Here is a 17,851-nt window from a genome sequence, read left to right on the forward strand (position 1 = left end):
TATAGTTTCGATAAAACCTAAATATGGAGGTTTTGTAAAACATGGAGAAATCTACTTTTGTAAAGCTAGAAGAGTTGCGCTCTGACTATTTGCGCTCACTAGTCGGTTATGTGAACGAGCTAGAAGTGCTTAAAGAGGATTTCACAAAAACGAAAGTTTCGTTAGACCACCTGATCTGGATTTGTCACCGCCTTTCTGGTTCTGGGCAAGCTTATGGGTTTTCAAAACTCTCCATTTTAGCGAAAGAGACTGAAACTAAGGCACGTAACCTTGAAATCGGCCCTGCATTCACAGAGCAAAACAGTATATTAATATCGTTAGAGTCTTTAATATCTGAGTGCAACACTATTCTGAGTAATGATGAAGTCCATGCGCCTTATTTGCCGACACCCCCCCATAAATATCATCAGCAAGGTAGAAAAGTTAATTTGTTACTCATAGATGATGATCCAGAGTTTTCAGTTTATCTGTCAGAACAATTACAAGATCAAGGCTATGAAGTACATTATTTAGCAAATATTCATAAGCTAAGCGATACTGTAGATACTTTAGCGCCTTTGGCTGTATTGGTTGATATGGACTTTTATGGCGATCAATTTGCTGGGTCAAAAGCGGTTTCTTCTTGGCGCGAGAAAAATGGCCATCCTTTACCAGTGATTTTCATTTCTGCTTATGACACCTACAAGACAAGGCTTTCTGCTGTCCAAGCAGGAGGTAATTATTTTCTACGAAAGCCTATAGATCTTCCGAAATTGTTATCAATTTTGAGTAGAGAAATAGAAATTGCGCCGCTAGCAGCTTACAGAATTTTAATTGTGGATGATGACACTGATTTGTTGCAGCTGTATCGAGAAACCTTGTTAGAAGCAGGTTATCAGGTCTATGTTGCAGCTAGTGCCCTCGAAGCTCTGGAAACTATTGAAACCGTTCTGCCCGATCTAATTCTTCTCGATGTACATATGCCTGACTGCAGTGGTATTGAGCTGGGTAAATTGATTCACCAGCATGAAGACTTTTCTACTGTACCCTTACTATTTATGTCCTCTTATGGAAACACGGATGTTGAGCTAGCGTGCGCGAGGCTTTCTAGCGATGAGTTTATAAATAAACCTATCGAGCCTTGGCGGTTACTAATGACGATTAAGCCGAGAGTGGAGCGCGGAAGAAAAGTATTGCGGAGTGATGTACATGCCAATAAAAAGGAGTATGAAATTGATCACCTAACGGCATTACCCAAATTAGATTCTTTGATGGCTCTTATTCCTAGCCTATCTTCGGGATCTAATGACGGTGGTATTGTCGTTTTAGCGAAATTAGATATTCGTGATTTCCATACAATCAACAATATTTACGGGCCTTATATTGGCGACGAATTATTGCAGCGGTTAACGCAAGACATTTCAGAGAAGGTAAGCGACGGCGATAGCTTATTTAGAGATTCAGGTGACGAATTATACGTATTATTAGCTCATTATACGTCTGTGGAGCTAGCGCAGGAACAATTGAAGAATATAGCGCACACTGTGACAAAGGAGAGGGTGATTCAATCTCACACAGTTATGCCATTGTCGGCAGATATTGGAGCCGTAGTTCTAGATGATTCCCTAAACGCCGATGAAATTATTTCAAGAGCTGAAGTTGCTTTGTCTAGCGCGAAAAAAGAGTTAGCGCCGAGTATTATTTTGTTTGAGGATTCAATGAAAGCCGAAGAACAAATAAGGTTCACACTTGCGCAAGAAATACAAAAAGGTTTGGAAAACCAGGAGTTCACTGCTGTTTATCAGCCTATCGTCGATGTAGATGAAAACAGTTTGGTCGGGGCTGAAGTGTTGTCTAGATGGAACCACCCAACAAAAGGTATGTTACCGCCAAGCAAGTTTATTTCGTTTATGGAAGAAAAAAACTTAGTGCCCTTACTTACCGATCAAATGTTAGAGCGCTCGTTAACTCAACTTAAAATTTGGCAAAAACGTATTCCCGATTTCGTCATGTCAATAAACTTGTCTACGCGAGATATAGAGACGCCTCGGTTTATTGAAAGGCTGAGAAAATTAATAGAGAGGCATGAGTTACAACCTAACTCCATTCTTTTGGAGGTAACAGAAACAAGCTTGCTCGCAGATTGGGAGCAGGCTCAGATAGTGATTGCTGCTATTAAAAAAATGGGCGTACAAGTGGCGCTAGACGACTTTGGTACTGGGTATAGTTCACTTAATTATTTAAACCGCATTCCTGCAGATAAACTGAAAATAGATCGAAGCTTTATTCAGGCATGGTCCAAAACGAGAGATGCCCGTTTAGTTACAGCGATGGTGAGCTTAGGAAAATCCTTAGGTATGTCGGTTGTCGCTGAGGGCATAGAGAGTAAAGAAGAGCTTGCCTTTATGCAAGAAATTGGATGCGACCAATATCAAGGTTTTGTGTTTGCAAAGCCTATGACCCCTGAGGTATTTTCAGAGCATTATTTGAAATAAAAGCTATAGTCAGTTTTAGGTTTACCAAAAAGATAACCCTGAAAGTTCTCACAACCCATATTTTGCAAGTGTTTAAACTGCTCTGCGGTTTCAACACCCTCTGCTATAACCTCCAGGTTCATGCTGCGGCCAAGGTTAATAATAGTTTTGGTTAGCAGTTCACCCTGCTTGTTATTGCCTAAATCACGAACGAAGGTTCTATCGATCTTCAGTTCATCGAGTGGAAGCTGAGTTAAATAGGCTAGAGACGCATAGCCTGTGCCGAAGTCATCTAAGGAAATTGAAACCCCAAGCTCTCTTAGACTGTTCATTTGCTCCACGGTAAACCCAACATCGTCGGTAAAAATGTTCTCTGTTAGTTCTAGCCGTAGGTTTTTCGGATCTGCTCCTGTTTGTTTCAGAATTTTTTGAACATCGTCTGCGAAATACCCCATGCGGAATTGTACGGGACTTACGTTCACTGAAACTTTTAGATGTGCCCGCGATTTTTGTGTTTTCCATGTAGCCAAGATTTCACAGGCTTGCTCGATAACCCATGTGCCAATGTCAATAATACTTCCTGTTGCTTCGGCGATAGGAATGAAGCTGTTGGGGGGCACTGTACCGAATTTAGGGTGTTGCCACCTTAGCAATGCTTCGAACCCTATAATTTTTTGGCCTTTATCAACCTGGGGTTGCAACGCGATACTCATCTCTTTATAGGCAAGAGCGTAGTTTAGTGCTCGTGCGAGTTCCATGCGTTCTATAATTTCAGATTCCATGTCTTGGTCATAGAAGCTGATCGTGCTTGTATTCGAGCGCTTTGCCGCTTTTAACGCGATGTCTGCCTGGCGTAATAGTTCATCTCCCGGGGTTTGAGCCGGATGAGCGAAAATGGTGATACCCACACATGCGTTTAATTGGTGATCTCTATTGTCGAGTGTTAATGACGACTCTAGTTCTTTTAATATTTGTGCGGCAAGCAACTCTGCTTCGGCTGCCACTGTTTTATGGGAGCTGGTGTTACAGGGCAGCAACATTACGAATTCGTCTTTGCCAAGACGAGCAAGGTTGTCAGGACCCAAACAGAAACGCTTAAGTGTTTTTGCACAGTGCATCAACACACGATCGCCACTGCTGTAACCCAAGCTTTCATTTATGCTGTGGAAGTCGTCGAGGTCAATAATCAACAATGCCGCGACAGAGCCGTCGACGTTGGTATTCCGCATCATACTGGCTAACCGCTCGAGTAACAGGCGGCGATTGGGTAATTCCGTAAGAGAGTCGTAATAGGAAAGTTTTTGTACTTCTGCCTCAGCTAAGTCTAGTGCACGCATATCTGCGTCCATACAGAACATAATCGGTTCATCACCCTCGAGCGCAACCACAGTGTGACTTGAATATACCGGAACGGTACTTCCGTCTTTATGTTGAAGGTTTAGTCGAGCAGGAGGAATACCCTCTTGATGCTCAAACATCCAAGCGACTGCCTGTTTCACTTCAGCGCACATTTCGCTTGGAATGATTAAATTATAAAGGCTGTCGCCGAGTGCTTCTTCGGCAGTGTAGCCATATATTTTTTCCGATGCATTATTCCAATAAACAACCGTTCCGTCGGCGCGATAACCCTGAATGGACATAGCTTCTGTGTCATCAAACAGCCGACGGAACCGTGCTTCGCTAGGTTGCTTCTCGCGGTTTGTAGTCATCTTTTTTGGCCGTTTGTTGAAAGTGAATGTTCAACTTAGTGAAATGTAAGTGTAGAAGATAATTGAGAAATTTGTAGGCAGCTATGCTGCTGTAGTATTTTTATTTTCTGGAATATGGAAGTATCGGTGCTACGTTAGATAAGTAATTCTTAATTACTTTATGAACATCATGTTTATTTGTTGAAGTGGAAGATCTGCGACCACTAACGGATTCTTAAATGAGAAAATTACTTTTTACCTTATTAATGTTGAGTGTCTCAGGTTTTATTACTGAGGCAAGTGCGGAAATAACTCGCTACGAAAAAATCAAGTTAGGGAATATGCTTGCTTCACTAGGAGTTGAACACAGTCGTGATGCGTTGAATATAAATGATTCCCAGGCTCATATTAATTATGCATGTCGAGACCTCGATATATCGGACTGCTCAAACATTCCAACCATTAGTGCAGCCATTTGCAGTGCTTATGGTGATGAGTCCTGCAATGCCTCCCAGATTGGAGCAGCCGTATGCAGTGTCGCAGCCAATGATTTGTACGTTTTTGACTGCAGTAGAACGGGACTTGAATCTGCTTTTTGTATGGCCGCCGTAGAGGAAGGTACTGCCCCCGATGATGTGGTGTGTCATCATAGAATTTACTTTGGCCGCTCTCTTTGTAAATTAAAAGGAGGAACTAATTGCGGTCGCCGTATGGCATCTTCTGACGCCCTACAAGTTTTACCAATGGACGTTGAATGGAAATGGGATCAATATAACCATAGAAGCCGCGGAAGAATTTGGGAATGTCGGGGTACGGTAACAAACAGATTAGCGCCCAGTAGCAACTGTGAAGGTCAAGCTTTGGTAGACAATTATTGGCGTGATAATTAGGACCTCGTTAGAGATTTTTATACATAATTGCGGCGACCGATAAAAGTAATGATGGTCTTCACAACGTAAACCGAGCATAAATGGGATTGTGATCAGACACGGTTGTGGTGTCAATTGCGGCGGTTTCTTGTAATGAAAGTCCGCGGTAGAAAATAAAGTCTAATGGGTGCTCGCGATAGGTTTTGATGTGGTGGGGGTCGACCATAATGGCTTGCCTCAAGCCGACACTGCGACAAAACCGTAGTAAGTGCAAGCGCCGCTTACGGCTCCATACATTAAAGTCGCCAGCCACAATTAATGGCCCTTCGTGGTGTAACAGGTCGTCTTTAATGAGGTCGATTTCTCGGAAAAACAAATTCGCACGTACGAAGTTAATCGCATGAACATTAACGACCAACAACGACTCGTCATTCGCTAAAGGGTGATAAGAAAGCATGTAGCTTTTGTGCGTAGCAAACATGCCCTCGCGTTTACTACTTAGCTTGGGTAGTGCGTCTGTAAATGCACACTGGCTTGCTGTGAGTACACCAAAAGTAGAGCGACGGGTTTGCATGTTTGGTGCAACGGCATAAGACCAATGCGGTAACTGTAACTCAGTGTTCGAACTAAGCTTAGCTTCTTGAAGTAATAAAAATAGGCTGGGAAACTTTTCTAACACGTGCGCCAAAGCAAGCTTAAACCTTAGCGTTTGGGTAAGCTTTTGGGTGTTCCAGCACAGCACGCCGAACTCTTCACCATGCGCGATGGGTTGTTCATGAATAAGCTGTTGAGGAATAACTACCTTGGGTTTGAGCACGTTCCTGCCTTTCTAAAATTGAAAACCAGCATAATAAATAAGCTTTAACATCAGACATTAGTTTAGTATGCGAGTTCGAAAGCTTTCAATCGTTCTCGTTAAATGAGCAAAGGGGAATCGGCAGTAACGGGCTGGCGCTCGATTTTGCCTTTGAAACAGTTAGTAACATAGAGCCGATTGTAATTGGCTAAGTCGGGGGCTAGGGTTTATTTCTTGATAAACCACAAATTCAAATAGAGAAACTTATGATAAGAGTACTCTTGTTTACATTGCTCCTAATTCAATGGGTCGCGGGTTGTTCAGATCATGAAGGCACTCAAGGTTCTGAGCGTTTTGATGCCGAATATGCAGAAAAAGCAGAACAAGTACTCACCGAACATCAGCAGTCCAGCGCATTTATGGGCAACATTGTGGTGCTGAAAAATGGTCAACAGATCTTTCAATACTCGTCTGGCTTCTCGCAGATTGAAGAGAATTTGAGGAATAGTGAAAGTACAGGTTTTAGAATTGGCTCCGTGTCAAAAATATATACGGCCGCCGCCATATTCAAAGCGATTGAGCAAGGGCGGTTATCCTTAGATGACATACTCGGTGAATATTTCCCCATGATTGAGAGCGCTGAGCGCATTACCATTGCGCACTTGCTTCAACATCAAAGTGGAATTGCTAACTACACAAGTGAACCCTCTTTTAGAAATTATCATGTTGAAGGCATAACAAAAGAAGAGTTGCTAAACGTTATTTCCTCTATGCCTAGGGAGTTTGATGCGGATTCTCAAACCCAATACAGTAATTCTAATTACTTTCTGTTGGCTAACATTCTCGAAACGGTCTATCAATTGCCCTACGCTGAAATAATTAATAATGAGATCGTTCAACCTCTGCAGTTTAGTAATACATATCATCCGCTATCTAAAACTCTTTCTGAGAAAGAAGCCGCGTCTTATGATTACACGGGCACTTGGGAGCTGCTGCCCACCACTTCACCATCGAGCTCTTTTGGGGCTGGCTCTTTAGTGTCAACAGCTGACGAAGTAGGTTTCTTTCTCCATCAGCTAATGATCGGTAATGTCGTAAACGAATCTTCTCTCATTTCTATGAAAGATATAGAACGTGGTTTCGGTATGGGGCTCCAACAGATTTCCGCAGGCGCTTATAATGGGTTTGGTCACGGAGGAAAAGTTGATGGCTTCGAGTCAATTGCCGTTCATTTTCCTCAGGGCAATCTTACTATTGCAATTATAAGTAACGGGACAAGCCAAAACCTGAATCCGCTTATGGTAAATCTCGCTAAAGCTACTTCGGAGAAACGCAACAACCGCTTACGCAAGAGCAAGCAGAGCTTTTTGCAGGGCGTTACGCTGAAGCCACAAATCCTTCAGAAACCTTTACCTTTATAGCAAGAGGTAATGAGCTCATTCTGCTCGTGATGGACGAGTTTGAAGAATCGCTTAGCTATCAAGGCAACGGGGAGTTTCTATTCGAGCAGGCGCACGCCACCAATATGACGTTTGAATTCTCACAAGACGGTCAAACGCTTATGTTCACGCAGGGAGCATATCAAGGCGAGTATAGAAAAGTTCCGTCGGGCCAATAAATGGCGCACGCTCAGGAGGTCGAACCTGCGGCCTCTGCCTCCGGAGAATAATTGAAGAATTTAGGAGTCTTCCTGTTGGGTTCTCATAAGTCTTTCTTTGCGCGCTTGCATCCCTTCAAAAATCGGTTTTGAAACTACCTCGGGGAAACCACGGGGTAGGTTTTTCTGTACCCGGCTAATAACATCGTCAACTTGGCCGCACATGTTACTGATAATCTGGTTCATTTTTGTTGGACTGAACTCAGCGAGTTTTGATGTGTTAAGGAAATGCCGCTTAAATATTTGATATATATTCCACTTCTTCCCAGTGCTTCCTCGCAAACTCATCGCCAACTTCAACTGACGAATATTTAATCCTGTACCACCTAACATGGGGTAGGCTGAGATAATGTCGTATAAAGGAGTTAACCGATATGCGCCATAAGGCTCAATATGCAAAGAGAAGTTCTTTGCATGTCCATCGGTTGCAGCTAACAAAAAGAAAAGTACTTGTGCCGCCATAAAGACTTCACGATCATGTTGGGCTTTAGCAGAGCCCTGAAGGTGTTTCATTATATCGGCTATTGATGGTCCATTATCTGATTCGTATTTTCGTGCGGACGGTAGGCCGAAAACTTGGCAATAGTCTTCTTGCGGGAGCCGCATGAGCCAGGACCGGTCTTTTGCGTATTTTCGGTCAAAGCGTTCGATCGCGAGTGCTTTCACGTTTGACGTTGTTACCACTTCACAATCCGGAACGTCAAAGCCAAACGCTTTAGCAATTCTCAAACAAAGCATTTCGTTTTCTACGCTATCACTGAGGTCTATTGTATGGTCATGGCTTTCAATTTTACCTATTGGAAGTTTAAGAATATGCGACGTGGGAGTGTTTCCAACAGGTATGCACCATTCACCATCCACTTTCAATAAAGCAGTTTTTTCCTGAGCCCCTGCAATGGATATTTTGAAGTCGTCCAATTCTCGAAGCATTCCTAAGGGAGCTCTCGACTGATACCCCGTTAAAATACGTTCCAATTTTTCTTCGGTGAGTTTCTCATAACGAAGCTCACGTACTCCGCTAGGTTCTTTTCCTTCCGGTACGAACTGAAGTGCTCCAACGCTATCTCTGCCGATTGCCGAGAGAAGATCAAATGCTTGGTTGGAGTCAGCTGCATATCGTGCAACAACCCGATCTCTAATTTCTTCGTTATCGGGGAGAAGGTTGTCGAAGAAATTAATAACCTCCGGACCATAGTACGCGTCGTGGCGCAATGGCATAGATAAAGATATTGGCCGGGCACCTTCCTGTATAAGCCATTGGTTGTCATAGCGAAATTCGTGAGCACCCGAGTCAGAGCGTTTCAAGTAGCCAACTTTAAAACCATTCATATAGACGTCGAGCTTACTCATCACCACTCCTCATTCCATCGTTCACCGGCCGATGTTTCAGTATGTGAAGTTGTATTTTTAGGCTTTACAGAGAGCTCAAGCTCTAGGGCAGACAAGAGCCGAAATAGGGTGTCGAGCTGAGTTTTATCTGGCATAGACTCGAATTTAGATACAGTGCCCTGTCTTAAGCCAACCACGTCTCCTACTGCTGCCTGGCTCAGACCGCGGGCACGACGTTCATTTCGTAAATAGTTTGATAGAGCTTTGGAATCAGTAATTTTCATTATTTAACCGTTTTATACGCAAGGGCGTTTATAATTCATTTTATACGCAAAAGCGGATAAGTCAATTTTTACACGTAAAAGCGCATATATATTCCTGTATACGGACTTGCGTGTAAATCTTCTCTTTCATAAATCCCATACAAAGGGTGGTACATGTCCACTTTATGATGCCGGCTCAATAAGCATATTTCGTCTAGCAAGATGACAGGATAATAGGTTCCGGCACGAAAAATTAAAGGTTTGATTGGAGTGACTGCTAAGAGGACGTTTGAAAGTACAAATGGCGCACCCGGCAGGAGTCGAACCTGCGGCCTCTGCCTCCGGAGGGTAATCCCGTAAAGTGTCACAAGTCTCTTTTATTTTACTAATCAATATTTTACTGTGTTTTCGAGTGCGGTTTTTCGTGCGGGGCTGAGACTTTTTAGATCAATTAAAGAAAATTTTGGTCACAGAAGGGTGGTCCGAAAAGGCTTAAATTTGACCTTTAGCCACGACAGGAGTTCCCAATCGAGCCGGAAAATCTGACTTTTTATGTCGAAAAATTTCGACATAAAAAGTGATTTGCAGGTTTCAAAATGAATGTTGATGAGGGTCACGACTTAATTAGTTGAAACATTATGTCGATATATAGTTGCAAGTATCTACGTTTTGTTTCAATATTGAGAAATGAAAACGAAAGAGCAAGTCATTCTTGAGGCCCTTGAAAAGGGGCCTATGCGAACATCCGAGCTAGAAATCTTGGGGGTTTCGCGTGCGACTATCACACGACTCACACAAAATGGTTCTATCGAGCGAATCGCCAGAGGTCTATACCAGAAGCCGGCGGCTGAGTTTGATGAAAATCAACAACTTGTAGAGGTCTGCAAACAAGTGCCGAGGGGAGTGATTTGCCTTCTATCAGCACTACAATTCTATAATATCTCGACAGAACTCCCCTTCCAAACCTGGCTAGCGATTGAGGGTAAAAGTAGAGCTCCAGCGATAAATTACCCTCCCATTCGCATATGTAGATTTACAGGAGAGTCTTACCATAAGGGTATCGAGGAAGTTCCGACAGCAAGTGGAGTTATTCGAATCTATTCCCCGGCCAAAACAGTGGCCGACTGCTTTAAGTACAGAAATAAGATAGGCAAAGATGTGGCAATAATGGCCCTAAAGGATTGTTACGAACAAAGACTAGCAACGATAAACGAGCTAAATCATTTCGCTAATATTTGCAGAGTAAATAGAGTCATGCGCCCTTACATGGAGGTATTGGCACATGGTTAAAAACATCGCTGTTTCCGTTAGACAAAGGCTTATGAATGTTGCGAGAAAGCGTAAGGAGAATTTTAATTTCGTTCTGACACGATATGGAATTGAGCGCTTACTTTTCAGGCTATCCATATCCCCTTATGCCAATCAGTTCATATTAAAAGGCGCGACACTTTTCGCAATATGGAATGATGAGCCTCATCGACCAACTCGAGATGTCGATTTTTTGGGTGTTTGTAGTAACGATATCAATTCAATTCGTGCAACCTTTACTCAAGTGTGCGAAATCGAAGCGGAAGACGGAATCGTATTTGATGCACAATCAATCAAGATTGACGAGATAAAAGAGGATGCCGAATACAGCGGTGTCAGAGTGAAGCTGATTGGCCATATTCAACGCACCCAAGTTAACGTACAGATAGATATTGGTTTTAATGATGTTGTCGTGCCTGAACCGTTGACCCAAAGAGTCCCAGCGCTCCTGGATTTTCCTGAGCCTGAGTTACTAGCATATCCCGTTTATAGCGTCATCGCGGAGAAGTTGCAGGCAATGTATTCGCTCGGGGAAGCGAATAGCAGGATGAAAGATTTTTATGATTTGTGGACTATTATAACCACTCAAAAACTTGATACTTCGTTGCTGAAAAAAGCTGTACTGGCGACATTCGAGCGCCGAAATACAGAATTCACTTCACAGGCCGTAATTTTTGAATCATCGTTTGTGAATGATGAGGAAAGGCTTCGTATGTGGAACGCTTACATGAATAAGCTTGGTATTTCTGGAATTGATTTTGCTGAGGTTGTGGACTCAATTCAGCTTCTTGTCATTGAAATCTCAAATATACTGCGGAAAGAAATGCGTTAGGCTAGCTCGGGACTAACTAAGAAAGTTTGTCAAAGCGATGAGAATTTCGTCGAAGTCATGGTTTTATTCTTGGGTTAGGTCAGTGTTGTAAAGCCTAGTAGGAATAAAAGTCCATATTACGATTTAGAATAATCGACTTACAAAGGACGTATAATGAAAAAACTAACAGTTATAGATAAGGTTCTTCGCTCCTCAAAAAAACCAGGCGTAGTTTTAAGAAATGCCCTGACTAAATTAAAAGATGAGAATTTAAGAGTGTTCTCGAAAGTTGGTTTATCGAGCTATCCATTGAAGAACAGTCGATACGCTGAAATAGAAACTCGCAATATCGCAGATATAAAAAATCTTAAGGTGTCGGTGGTATTTGAAAGCATATCAAATGAAAAAGTTTTTTATTATGTTCTGGGTATATTAGAAAAAAATAGAGAGAAAATAGAGCAATTTAAAATTACTAGGGACAATATTGAAAATCTCATCGAGCAAAAAAAATATGATCAAGCTGAAAAAAAGATCAAACAGTTGGAGTCGGCTCTTGGTTCCAGCTTTTGGTCTCAGAATAAAACGCAGTTTGTACAACTTAATCAAGGTAAAGAGTATTCGGCTGAGAGGTCGGGAGTGCCATCAGGAACTCCACAGGAGTTAATTCTGCATCATTGGAACGCCTTTTTAAAAGAAACAGATGAGAGTCGGGTTCGCACAGAAGTTCTAGAACAACTATCAGAGCATAGAGAAGATAGTTTTGTAAATTACATTATATACAGACTACTAGGTATTGATCCGCGAGCGGGGGTGGATTTATACAGAATCTTAAAAACGGAACTAAATACAACACTGATAGACCTATACGTGGCATTCGAAAGTTTATGCTTTTATGAGGTGGCATTTTCAAAGGACAACAATAAAAAAGCAATATGTGAGAATTTTGTAAAGCCGAGCAAAGACTCGGTGAATCAGCCTTGTGAGTCCGGCATCATTGAAAGATACACGGCGATAGAGCATTACACCCTTGGGAATTATGAAAGTGTTGTTAAAGCTTTAGCGGAAAAGAGCAAACTTGATTTTACAGAACTTTACTTATTTTCATATTCCTTAAAATTGTTGGGATATAGGTTAATAGGTGGCTCTGAAAAGTCAAGACTCGTTAATTGGCTTGCAGATGTCGTTGAAAACGGTGAGCTTTTTCTGAGCTCAACGCTAAATCTGGACAACTATATTTTTACTAAGTCTACTTCTTATGAAGCTTTCATCTTGACCCATTTTCTAATGCTAGAAACTGAGCCAATGTCTTTTGAACAGACGTTAAAAATTAACGACGGAATTAAAAAAATTCAATCCAGCAGATCATGTGTTACTTCAACTGTAGAAAAGGAAATTAAAACAAAGTTTGCTCCAGAGACTACTAAAATATTTGAAGCGGTAAACCTTTTGAAGGTTGAGCATAGTTATTTAAGCAATAAGATTTATGCAAAATATCTTGGAAGAGCGTTAATGAAAAATGGGGATTATGAAAAAGCAAAAGACGTTTATCAGCCATTTTCTGACACTTCAGATTGTACTTTAAGAAGAGATATTTTGACTTGTCAGATTAGGCTCAATAACCGAGAGGTTGCTGTAGATTATTTTCTTTCATCTATTGATAACATTACAAAATCTATTAGCTTCTGGTATTCACATGAACTATGCGAAATGCTGAAGCAGAACGCTCTGCGCACAAATAATATTAAAGACATAATTTCCTTATATTTTCTAAATGAAACAGTATCTAATACAACTAATCAACGAGCGATCTCACTAGCAATACGAGCTTATACGCGTTACATGGAGAAGGATAACCCTTCTGATATTGAGTTCAATATTAACGATAGGAGGCATGTCTTTTTCTTAGAGCGTATCTGTAGCCGAGAACTGCTAGTAAAATCATTGCTCTATCGTACTCAAAGGGACGCGTACGAGGAGAGAATTAGGATTTGCAACCTCCTAGTGCTTAAAAAGCTGGGTAACACTTCTAGATTAAACCATGAAGCAAAGGAATTATCTAAGCAGCAAGTTCTAGAAGAGGCTTCAAAACAAGTTTCAAGCTCAAAAGTTTATGCCGATTTGGACTATGTAAGAACACAAGTGTGGGAGGATTTTGAAAATCATTTTCAACTTTTCAAAATAAGGAGTCATGAGGGCGATAGAGCGGTTCAGGAGTTGGAGCGTACGATTGAAATGATGGAGGATAACTCTATTTCAGAGAATGCGTCTCCTTTAGCAAAGTTTATATCTGGACAGTTGGAAAGCTTTTTGAGTTTAGGCAAAGACAAAGTGAATAAACAACTTTTCCTTATTTTGCAAGCTGTGATAGAGGAGTACTGCTATGGTTTAAAGGGATTAAACAGCTACCTAAGCACAAGAGTAAGGCATGGGACCTTCAGTTCTAATTTAACAGCACCACTAGAAGCCGAAGGGTTTCTAACAAAAGCAAAGTCCCTCGATGAGCTTCATATCGATGAAGGTAATTTTCCTCCAGAGATTTCAGAGACAAAAATTTACGCGATAATAGAAGGTTTTTCTAAGGAATATACTGAGGCAATCGATAGGTTCATAGGTGAGAAAGTACAAGTGGTCACCAACGGAAGAGGAAATGATGATGGTTTTTTCGATTATCGGGTTTCCTCCAAAGATTTATACAGTATCCGAGAGACGTTAGGAGAAGAATTTACCAGCCAGGATTGTTGGGATTGTATCGTTAGCTTCATGATAGACAGAACAAATATAGGCTGTAGTCGAGCCAAGGAAATGATAAGTGTCGAATTGGCTAATCAGCTAATCAAAGCGGTAAATCGATTTTCTGAAAATGTAACGGGGATCCTTGAGGATTGTTCGCCTGTCTACAGAGAACAATTTATCAGGAAGCTAGATAAGTTAAGAAGAGATATTAACGAGAAAATATCGCATGTTGAACAGTGGTTTGAGGTCGAGTTTTCAGCATCGAGCACGAAATATGACCTCGAAATTGCTTTTGATATAACTGAGAAAATGTTAGGCAGGAAAATATTTAAAGACTCAAAGGTCCCGAGCCTAAAAATTAAGAACTCTAATTTATCATCCTTTGTAGATATTCTTCACAACATCGTTACTAATGCTGTAACTCACTCCAATATAGAGGGGAGTGAGGTGCGAGTAATTGTACATGCTGAAAAGGAAAATGGTCGATATTTTTTCAAATGTAACAATAACTGCAAGTTTTATGGAGATGTGTGTATGGAAAATACACGTCTTTCTCAATTGACTGATATGAATGAAAATCAAATGAAGGAGAGAGCGCAATTTGAGGGAGGCAGTGGTGTCGCGAAAATCCTAGGAATTTTAAGATATGATTTGAATTCTGATTCTGGGATAACTTTACGTTACAAAGATGACCAAGAGTTTGAGGTTTGCTTTGAGGTTGGAGGAGGGATTTTTGTGTGAAAGTTTTAATGGTGGAAGATGATAAATATAAATCACAGGCAATATCAAAGTATTTAGATTCACTTCCAGAACATTTCGATATTGATATTGAAGAGTCATTGAATAGTGGCTTATTCAAGCTTGAAGAATGTCACTTTGACCTGATTATCCTAGACATGAGTATGCCTAGTTTTGATATCTCTAAAAGTGACCCTTCAGGAGGGGCTCCTGAGAGTTTTGCTGGGAAAGAGTTCCTAAGTCATATGTCGCTTATTGGCAAAACCATTCCAGTCATTATTGTAACGCAATACGATAGTTTTGGCCCGGACGAGCAGCAAACATCTCTGAATACTTTGAAGAAAAATCTACAAATTGAATACCCACAATTATATAAAGCTTCAGTCTACTTTAGTATTAAATCGGATGAGTGGAAAAGAGCTTTATTAGATGCACTGAAAGGAATCATATAATGAGAATTTTATTAGTGGAGGACAATTACGAAAAGTTGCGCCTTGTGCACAAGGCTCTGGATGGTTACGGGTGTAACATTCACAGAGTCAGTTCCAGCAATGATGCAATACTTAGGCTCGAAAGAGAACAATTTGATGTTCTGCTGATCGACATATTTATACCCGTGGTTGAAGGGGGAGATGTATCAGAGCGCGGGGGCGTTGAATTGTTGAGCGAGTTAGCTGAGATAGATACGATTATATTTCCAAAGTACGTTATGGGCTTAACCAATGAAATGGATAACTTTGATGCCTTTCGCAAGGAGTTCTCGAGCCATGGCTGGTTTTTATTTAAAGAAAGAGAGGACTACGATTCTTGGGCAGGTATTTTACAAGGCAAAGCCAGAGCGAGCCATTCAAACATACACAACAACATTTGTGATATCGCAGTTGTGGCGGCCTTACACTCTCCTGAACTGAAGGCGTTTTTAAGTGAAGTAGGTGAGGATTGGATAACGTTAACTCATCATGGTCAGGATATTTACAAAGGCTCAATCCCAAGAAGTGGGGAACACCCGTTGACAATTGTTGCGGCATCTTGCCCAAGAATGGGCATAGCCTCCGCTGCAGCACTTACATCAGAATTGATTTTCAAATTTTCTCCAAAACTAATGTTCATGACAGGCATCTGTGCCGGCATTCGAGGCAGAGTTGATTTAGGGGACATAATAGTCGCTGATCGTACATGGGATTATGGCGCCGGTAAGATTATCTCAAAAGGTGATGGTTTTGAAATTCAACCAGACCCACATCAAGTTCCACTGCAGGCCAACCTTCGATTAATGATTAATCGCTATGTTGAAAACTTTGATGATGGAGAGAGAATTTTTCAAGAGTGGAAAGGGAACAAGAAGTGTTCTCCTCCAACAGTAAACCTTGGGCCAATGGCGTGTGGAGCTCAGGTAGTTGCACTAGATTCATTCGCTAAAGATTTGATAACGAGAGATAGAAAGCTTCTGGCGATAGAAATGGAATCCTACGGGTTCATGAGTGTTTGTGAAAAGCACGAAATTGCAGCAATTGTTGCAAAGTCTGTCTGCGACTTTGCGGATTCGGAAAAATCTGATGATTTCCAAGATTATGCAGCTCACACAAGTGCTGCATTTATTAAGACTTTCATAGAGCGCGAGGCTGGTAATGGTTTAATAGACTAAGTGACGGCTTTGAGTGCTGTTGCAACTGAAACAACTAAATTGTCAATGTTCTATGAAGGTCAGAGTCATATCAGGCGGGTAAATTCGCAAAGAACGGAGTAATAGGATCGATGAAATCAAGCGACTGGGTGATCATAGCTTCAGTCACTGCTCTTAACACTCCAAAAGAGTAATTTAGCGTTAAAATATTTCTATTCTTGGGGGAGAGGTCAAGCGCTAAGTGCCCCTCCCGTGGTACCAGATCAATGGTCAGTTTTGAACGAATTTCGGACCATGCTAATTTAACTAGTAACTCGCCTCGCAGTAGTTAATAATTCTGGATAGCGCGAACCGGACACGGCACTCTTATCTCTGCAATATTGCGCGTTTTGTTATTGTGTTGTGTATTTAAGTCTTTTACTGTCAATAACATAATCAAAAACTAAAGTTAGATATTGTGCGCACGTTAGAGAGGTACTGGAACTTAACTATGAAGACTTTTCGTTACTATCGCTCACATGGCTGTGCGCTGAAGCTGGGCGTTACGCTTCATTATTAATTAAGGTACTAAATTTGAATTATGATTTTCGACTTTCTTAACAGGCAAAAGGGGATTTCAGTAGATGAGTTAAATGTTCGCGAGGACAATATGAAGTTCAAATTGGAATTCTTGAAGAATTTATTTTATCTCTCGATTAAAACATGGCCTGAAAAACAAAAAGAAACGATAAAGTTCCAGGTAGACTTTGGTGACTCGCTAACCCCTGTTGCTAGAGCCTTTCCCGGGGGACTATATAGAATAATTTTCCCTGTAAGAATGCTATATGAGTTAGAGCAAGTCGTATATGGTCCTGGAATTAAAAAGCACAGGAAAAAGTCTGAAGAAACGAGAGTAGTGCTAATCTGTTTAATGCTATGTCTAGCTCATGAAATGATTCATTGTGTTCGAGGCCACTTGGATAATGATGTAGACAGCATTAAGTCCGAAGAAACTGATGCCGACTTCATGGCAGGAGGAATGGTATGGGGGTGGATTCATAATCAGCTTTCGTTTCTTAAGCCCTATGGCTTTTTAGATGAGGAGCAAGGAGGATACGAAATGGGATATGCCTCTACTGTATTGACCTCTTTATTTCAAAAGTATCACTTTGAAGATGATGGGTATCATCTTCCGCGTCAAAGGTTACTGACCTTTATGGCTGGCTATATAAATCCTGTAAAGCAAACTCAAGGAAACTTAGCGGCAAGAAAAATTGGTCAGCTTCAGGAAGCAGGCGTTAGTGCTGCTAAGTTACTCTTATCTGAAAGAGGTTTTGATATCCATTTACAAAGTATGTTCGATAATCCAGATAACGATTCTGATTACTATGAAGTCATGGGCAAAACAAATAACAGACGAGATGAGGATATTAATGAATGGCATCGTGCTAGTTTTTTGCTAGAGCCCATCAAAAAACTACTATTCAAATTCAGCTCAAAAAATAACAAGAAAAGTAAGCCGTAGTAGTAAAATAGCGGTGTACTTGGCAGTGTATTTCTGAGGAGTGAGGGTCAAGTTGATTGGTTTTGAGAAGCCGCTTCC

14 protein-coding genes are annotated in these 17,851 nt (G+C 41.2%); 10 read left to right on the plus strand and 4 right to left on the minus strand.

Going from position 1 to position 17,851, the window contains the following annotated elements:
* Positions 1-41 precede the first annotated feature (41 nt).
* Positions 42-2,474 carry an EAL domain-containing protein gene (locus EYQ95_RS08570; protein WP_111915458.1) on the plus strand — a complete coding sequence of 811 codons (2,433 nt, stop codon included), beginning with the start codon at positions 42-44 and terminating at the stop codon, positions 2,472-2,474.
* Here the strand turns inward: EYQ95_RS08570 and EYQ95_RS08575 are convergent.
* Positions 2,462-4,162 (minus strand): bifunctional diguanylate cyclase/phosphodiesterase, encoded by a 1,701-nt coding sequence (locus EYQ95_RS08575; protein WP_111915457.1) that lies wholly within the window; start codon positions 4,160-4,162, stop codon positions 2,462-2,464. The genes EYQ95_RS08570 and EYQ95_RS08575 overlap by 13 nt on opposite strands.
* A 218-nt stretch (positions 4,163-4,380) precedes the next feature.
* On the opposite strand from EYQ95_RS08575, the gene EYQ95_RS08580 reads away from it, so the two are divergent.
* Complete coding sequence (locus EYQ95_RS08580) at positions 4,381-5,031, plus strand: hypothetical protein (protein ID WP_111915456.1); 651 nt, start codon at positions 4,381-4,383, stop codon at positions 5,029-5,031.
* A 58-nt stretch (positions 5,032-5,089) separates the two neighbouring features.
* Here the strand turns inward: EYQ95_RS08580 and EYQ95_RS08585 are convergent, their stop codons facing one another.
* Positions 5,090-5,827, minus strand: coding sequence for an endonuclease/exonuclease/phosphatase family protein (locus tag EYQ95_RS08585; RefSeq protein ID WP_111915455.1), 738 nt, complete (start codon positions 5,825-5,827; stop codon positions 5,090-5,092).
* 260 nt (positions 5,828-6,087) lie between these two features.
* Between EYQ95_RS08585 and EYQ95_RS08590 the strand changes: the two genes are divergently transcribed.
* Both EYQ95_RS08590 and EYQ95_RS26595 read left to right on the plus strand, forming a co-directional pair.
* Complete coding sequence (locus EYQ95_RS08590; RefSeq protein WP_165831970.1) at positions 6,088-7,227, plus strand: serine hydrolase; 1,140 nt, start codon at positions 6,088-6,090, stop codon at positions 7,225-7,227.
* A gap of 29 nt (positions 7,228-7,256) precedes the next feature.
* Positions 7,257-7,424: a hypothetical protein gene (locus EYQ95_RS26595; RefSeq protein WP_207916296.1), complete on the plus strand. Its 168-nt coding sequence runs from the start codon at positions 7,257-7,259 to the stop codon at positions 7,422-7,424.
* 60 nt (positions 7,425-7,484) lie between these two features.
* Here EYQ95_RS26595 and EYQ95_RS08595 read toward each other — a convergent pair whose 3' ends face one another.
* Both EYQ95_RS08595 and EYQ95_RS08600 read right to left on the minus strand, forming a co-directional pair.
* Positions 7,485-8,813 carry a type II toxin-antitoxin system HipA family toxin gene (locus EYQ95_RS08595; protein ID WP_111915453.1) on the minus strand — a complete coding sequence of 443 codons (1,329 nt, stop codon included), beginning with the start codon at positions 8,811-8,813 and terminating at the stop codon, positions 7,485-7,487.
* A complete protein-coding gene (locus EYQ95_RS08600; protein WP_111915452.1) occupies positions 8,813-9,076 on the minus strand; it encodes a helix-turn-helix domain-containing protein in 264 nt (87 codons plus the stop codon). The genes EYQ95_RS08595 and EYQ95_RS08600 overlap by 1 nt, the downstream gene beginning before the upstream one ends.
* 666 nt (positions 9,077-9,742) lie before the next feature.
* Between EYQ95_RS08600 and EYQ95_RS08605 the strand changes: the two genes are divergently transcribed.
* From EYQ95_RS08605 to EYQ95_RS08630, 6 genes are all read left to right on the plus strand, one after another.
* A complete protein-coding gene (locus EYQ95_RS08605) occupies positions 9,743-10,345 on the plus strand; it encodes a type IV toxin-antitoxin system AbiEi family antitoxin domain-containing protein (protein WP_111915451.1) in 603 nt (200 codons plus the stop codon).
* On the plus strand, positions 10,338-11,195 hold the full coding sequence (locus tag EYQ95_RS08610; RefSeq protein ID WP_111915450.1) for a nucleotidyl transferase AbiEii/AbiGii toxin family protein: 858 nt from the start codon (positions 10,338-10,340) through the stop codon (positions 11,193-11,195). Before EYQ95_RS08605 ends, EYQ95_RS08610 begins: the two co-directional genes overlap by 8 nt.
* A 153-nt stretch (positions 11,196-11,348) precedes the next feature.
* Positions 11,349-14,648: a hypothetical protein gene (locus EYQ95_RS08615; protein ID WP_111915449.1), complete on the plus strand. Its 3,300-nt coding sequence runs from the start codon at positions 11,349-11,351 to the stop codon at positions 14,646-14,648.
* Entirely contained in the window at positions 14,645-15,097 is a 453-nt protein-coding gene (locus tag EYQ95_RS08620; RefSeq protein WP_111915448.1) for a response regulator, read from the plus strand. The genes EYQ95_RS08615 and EYQ95_RS08620 overlap by 4 nt, the downstream gene beginning before the upstream one ends.
* Positions 15,097-16,290, plus strand: coding sequence for a response regulator (locus tag EYQ95_RS08625; RefSeq protein ID WP_111915447.1), 1,194 nt, complete (start codon positions 15,097-15,099; stop codon positions 16,288-16,290). The genes EYQ95_RS08620 and EYQ95_RS08625 overlap by 1 nt, the downstream gene beginning before the upstream one ends.
* A 628-nt stretch (positions 16,291-16,918) precedes the next feature.
* Positions 16,919-17,773 carry a hypothetical protein gene (locus EYQ95_RS08630; protein WP_165924702.1) on the plus strand — a complete coding sequence of 285 codons (855 nt, stop codon included), beginning with the start codon at positions 16,919-16,921 and terminating at the stop codon, positions 17,771-17,773.
* Positions 17,774-17,851: the final 78 nt, after the last annotated feature.

The sequence above is a fragment of the Lysobacter sp. N42 genome, assembly GCF_004344885.1.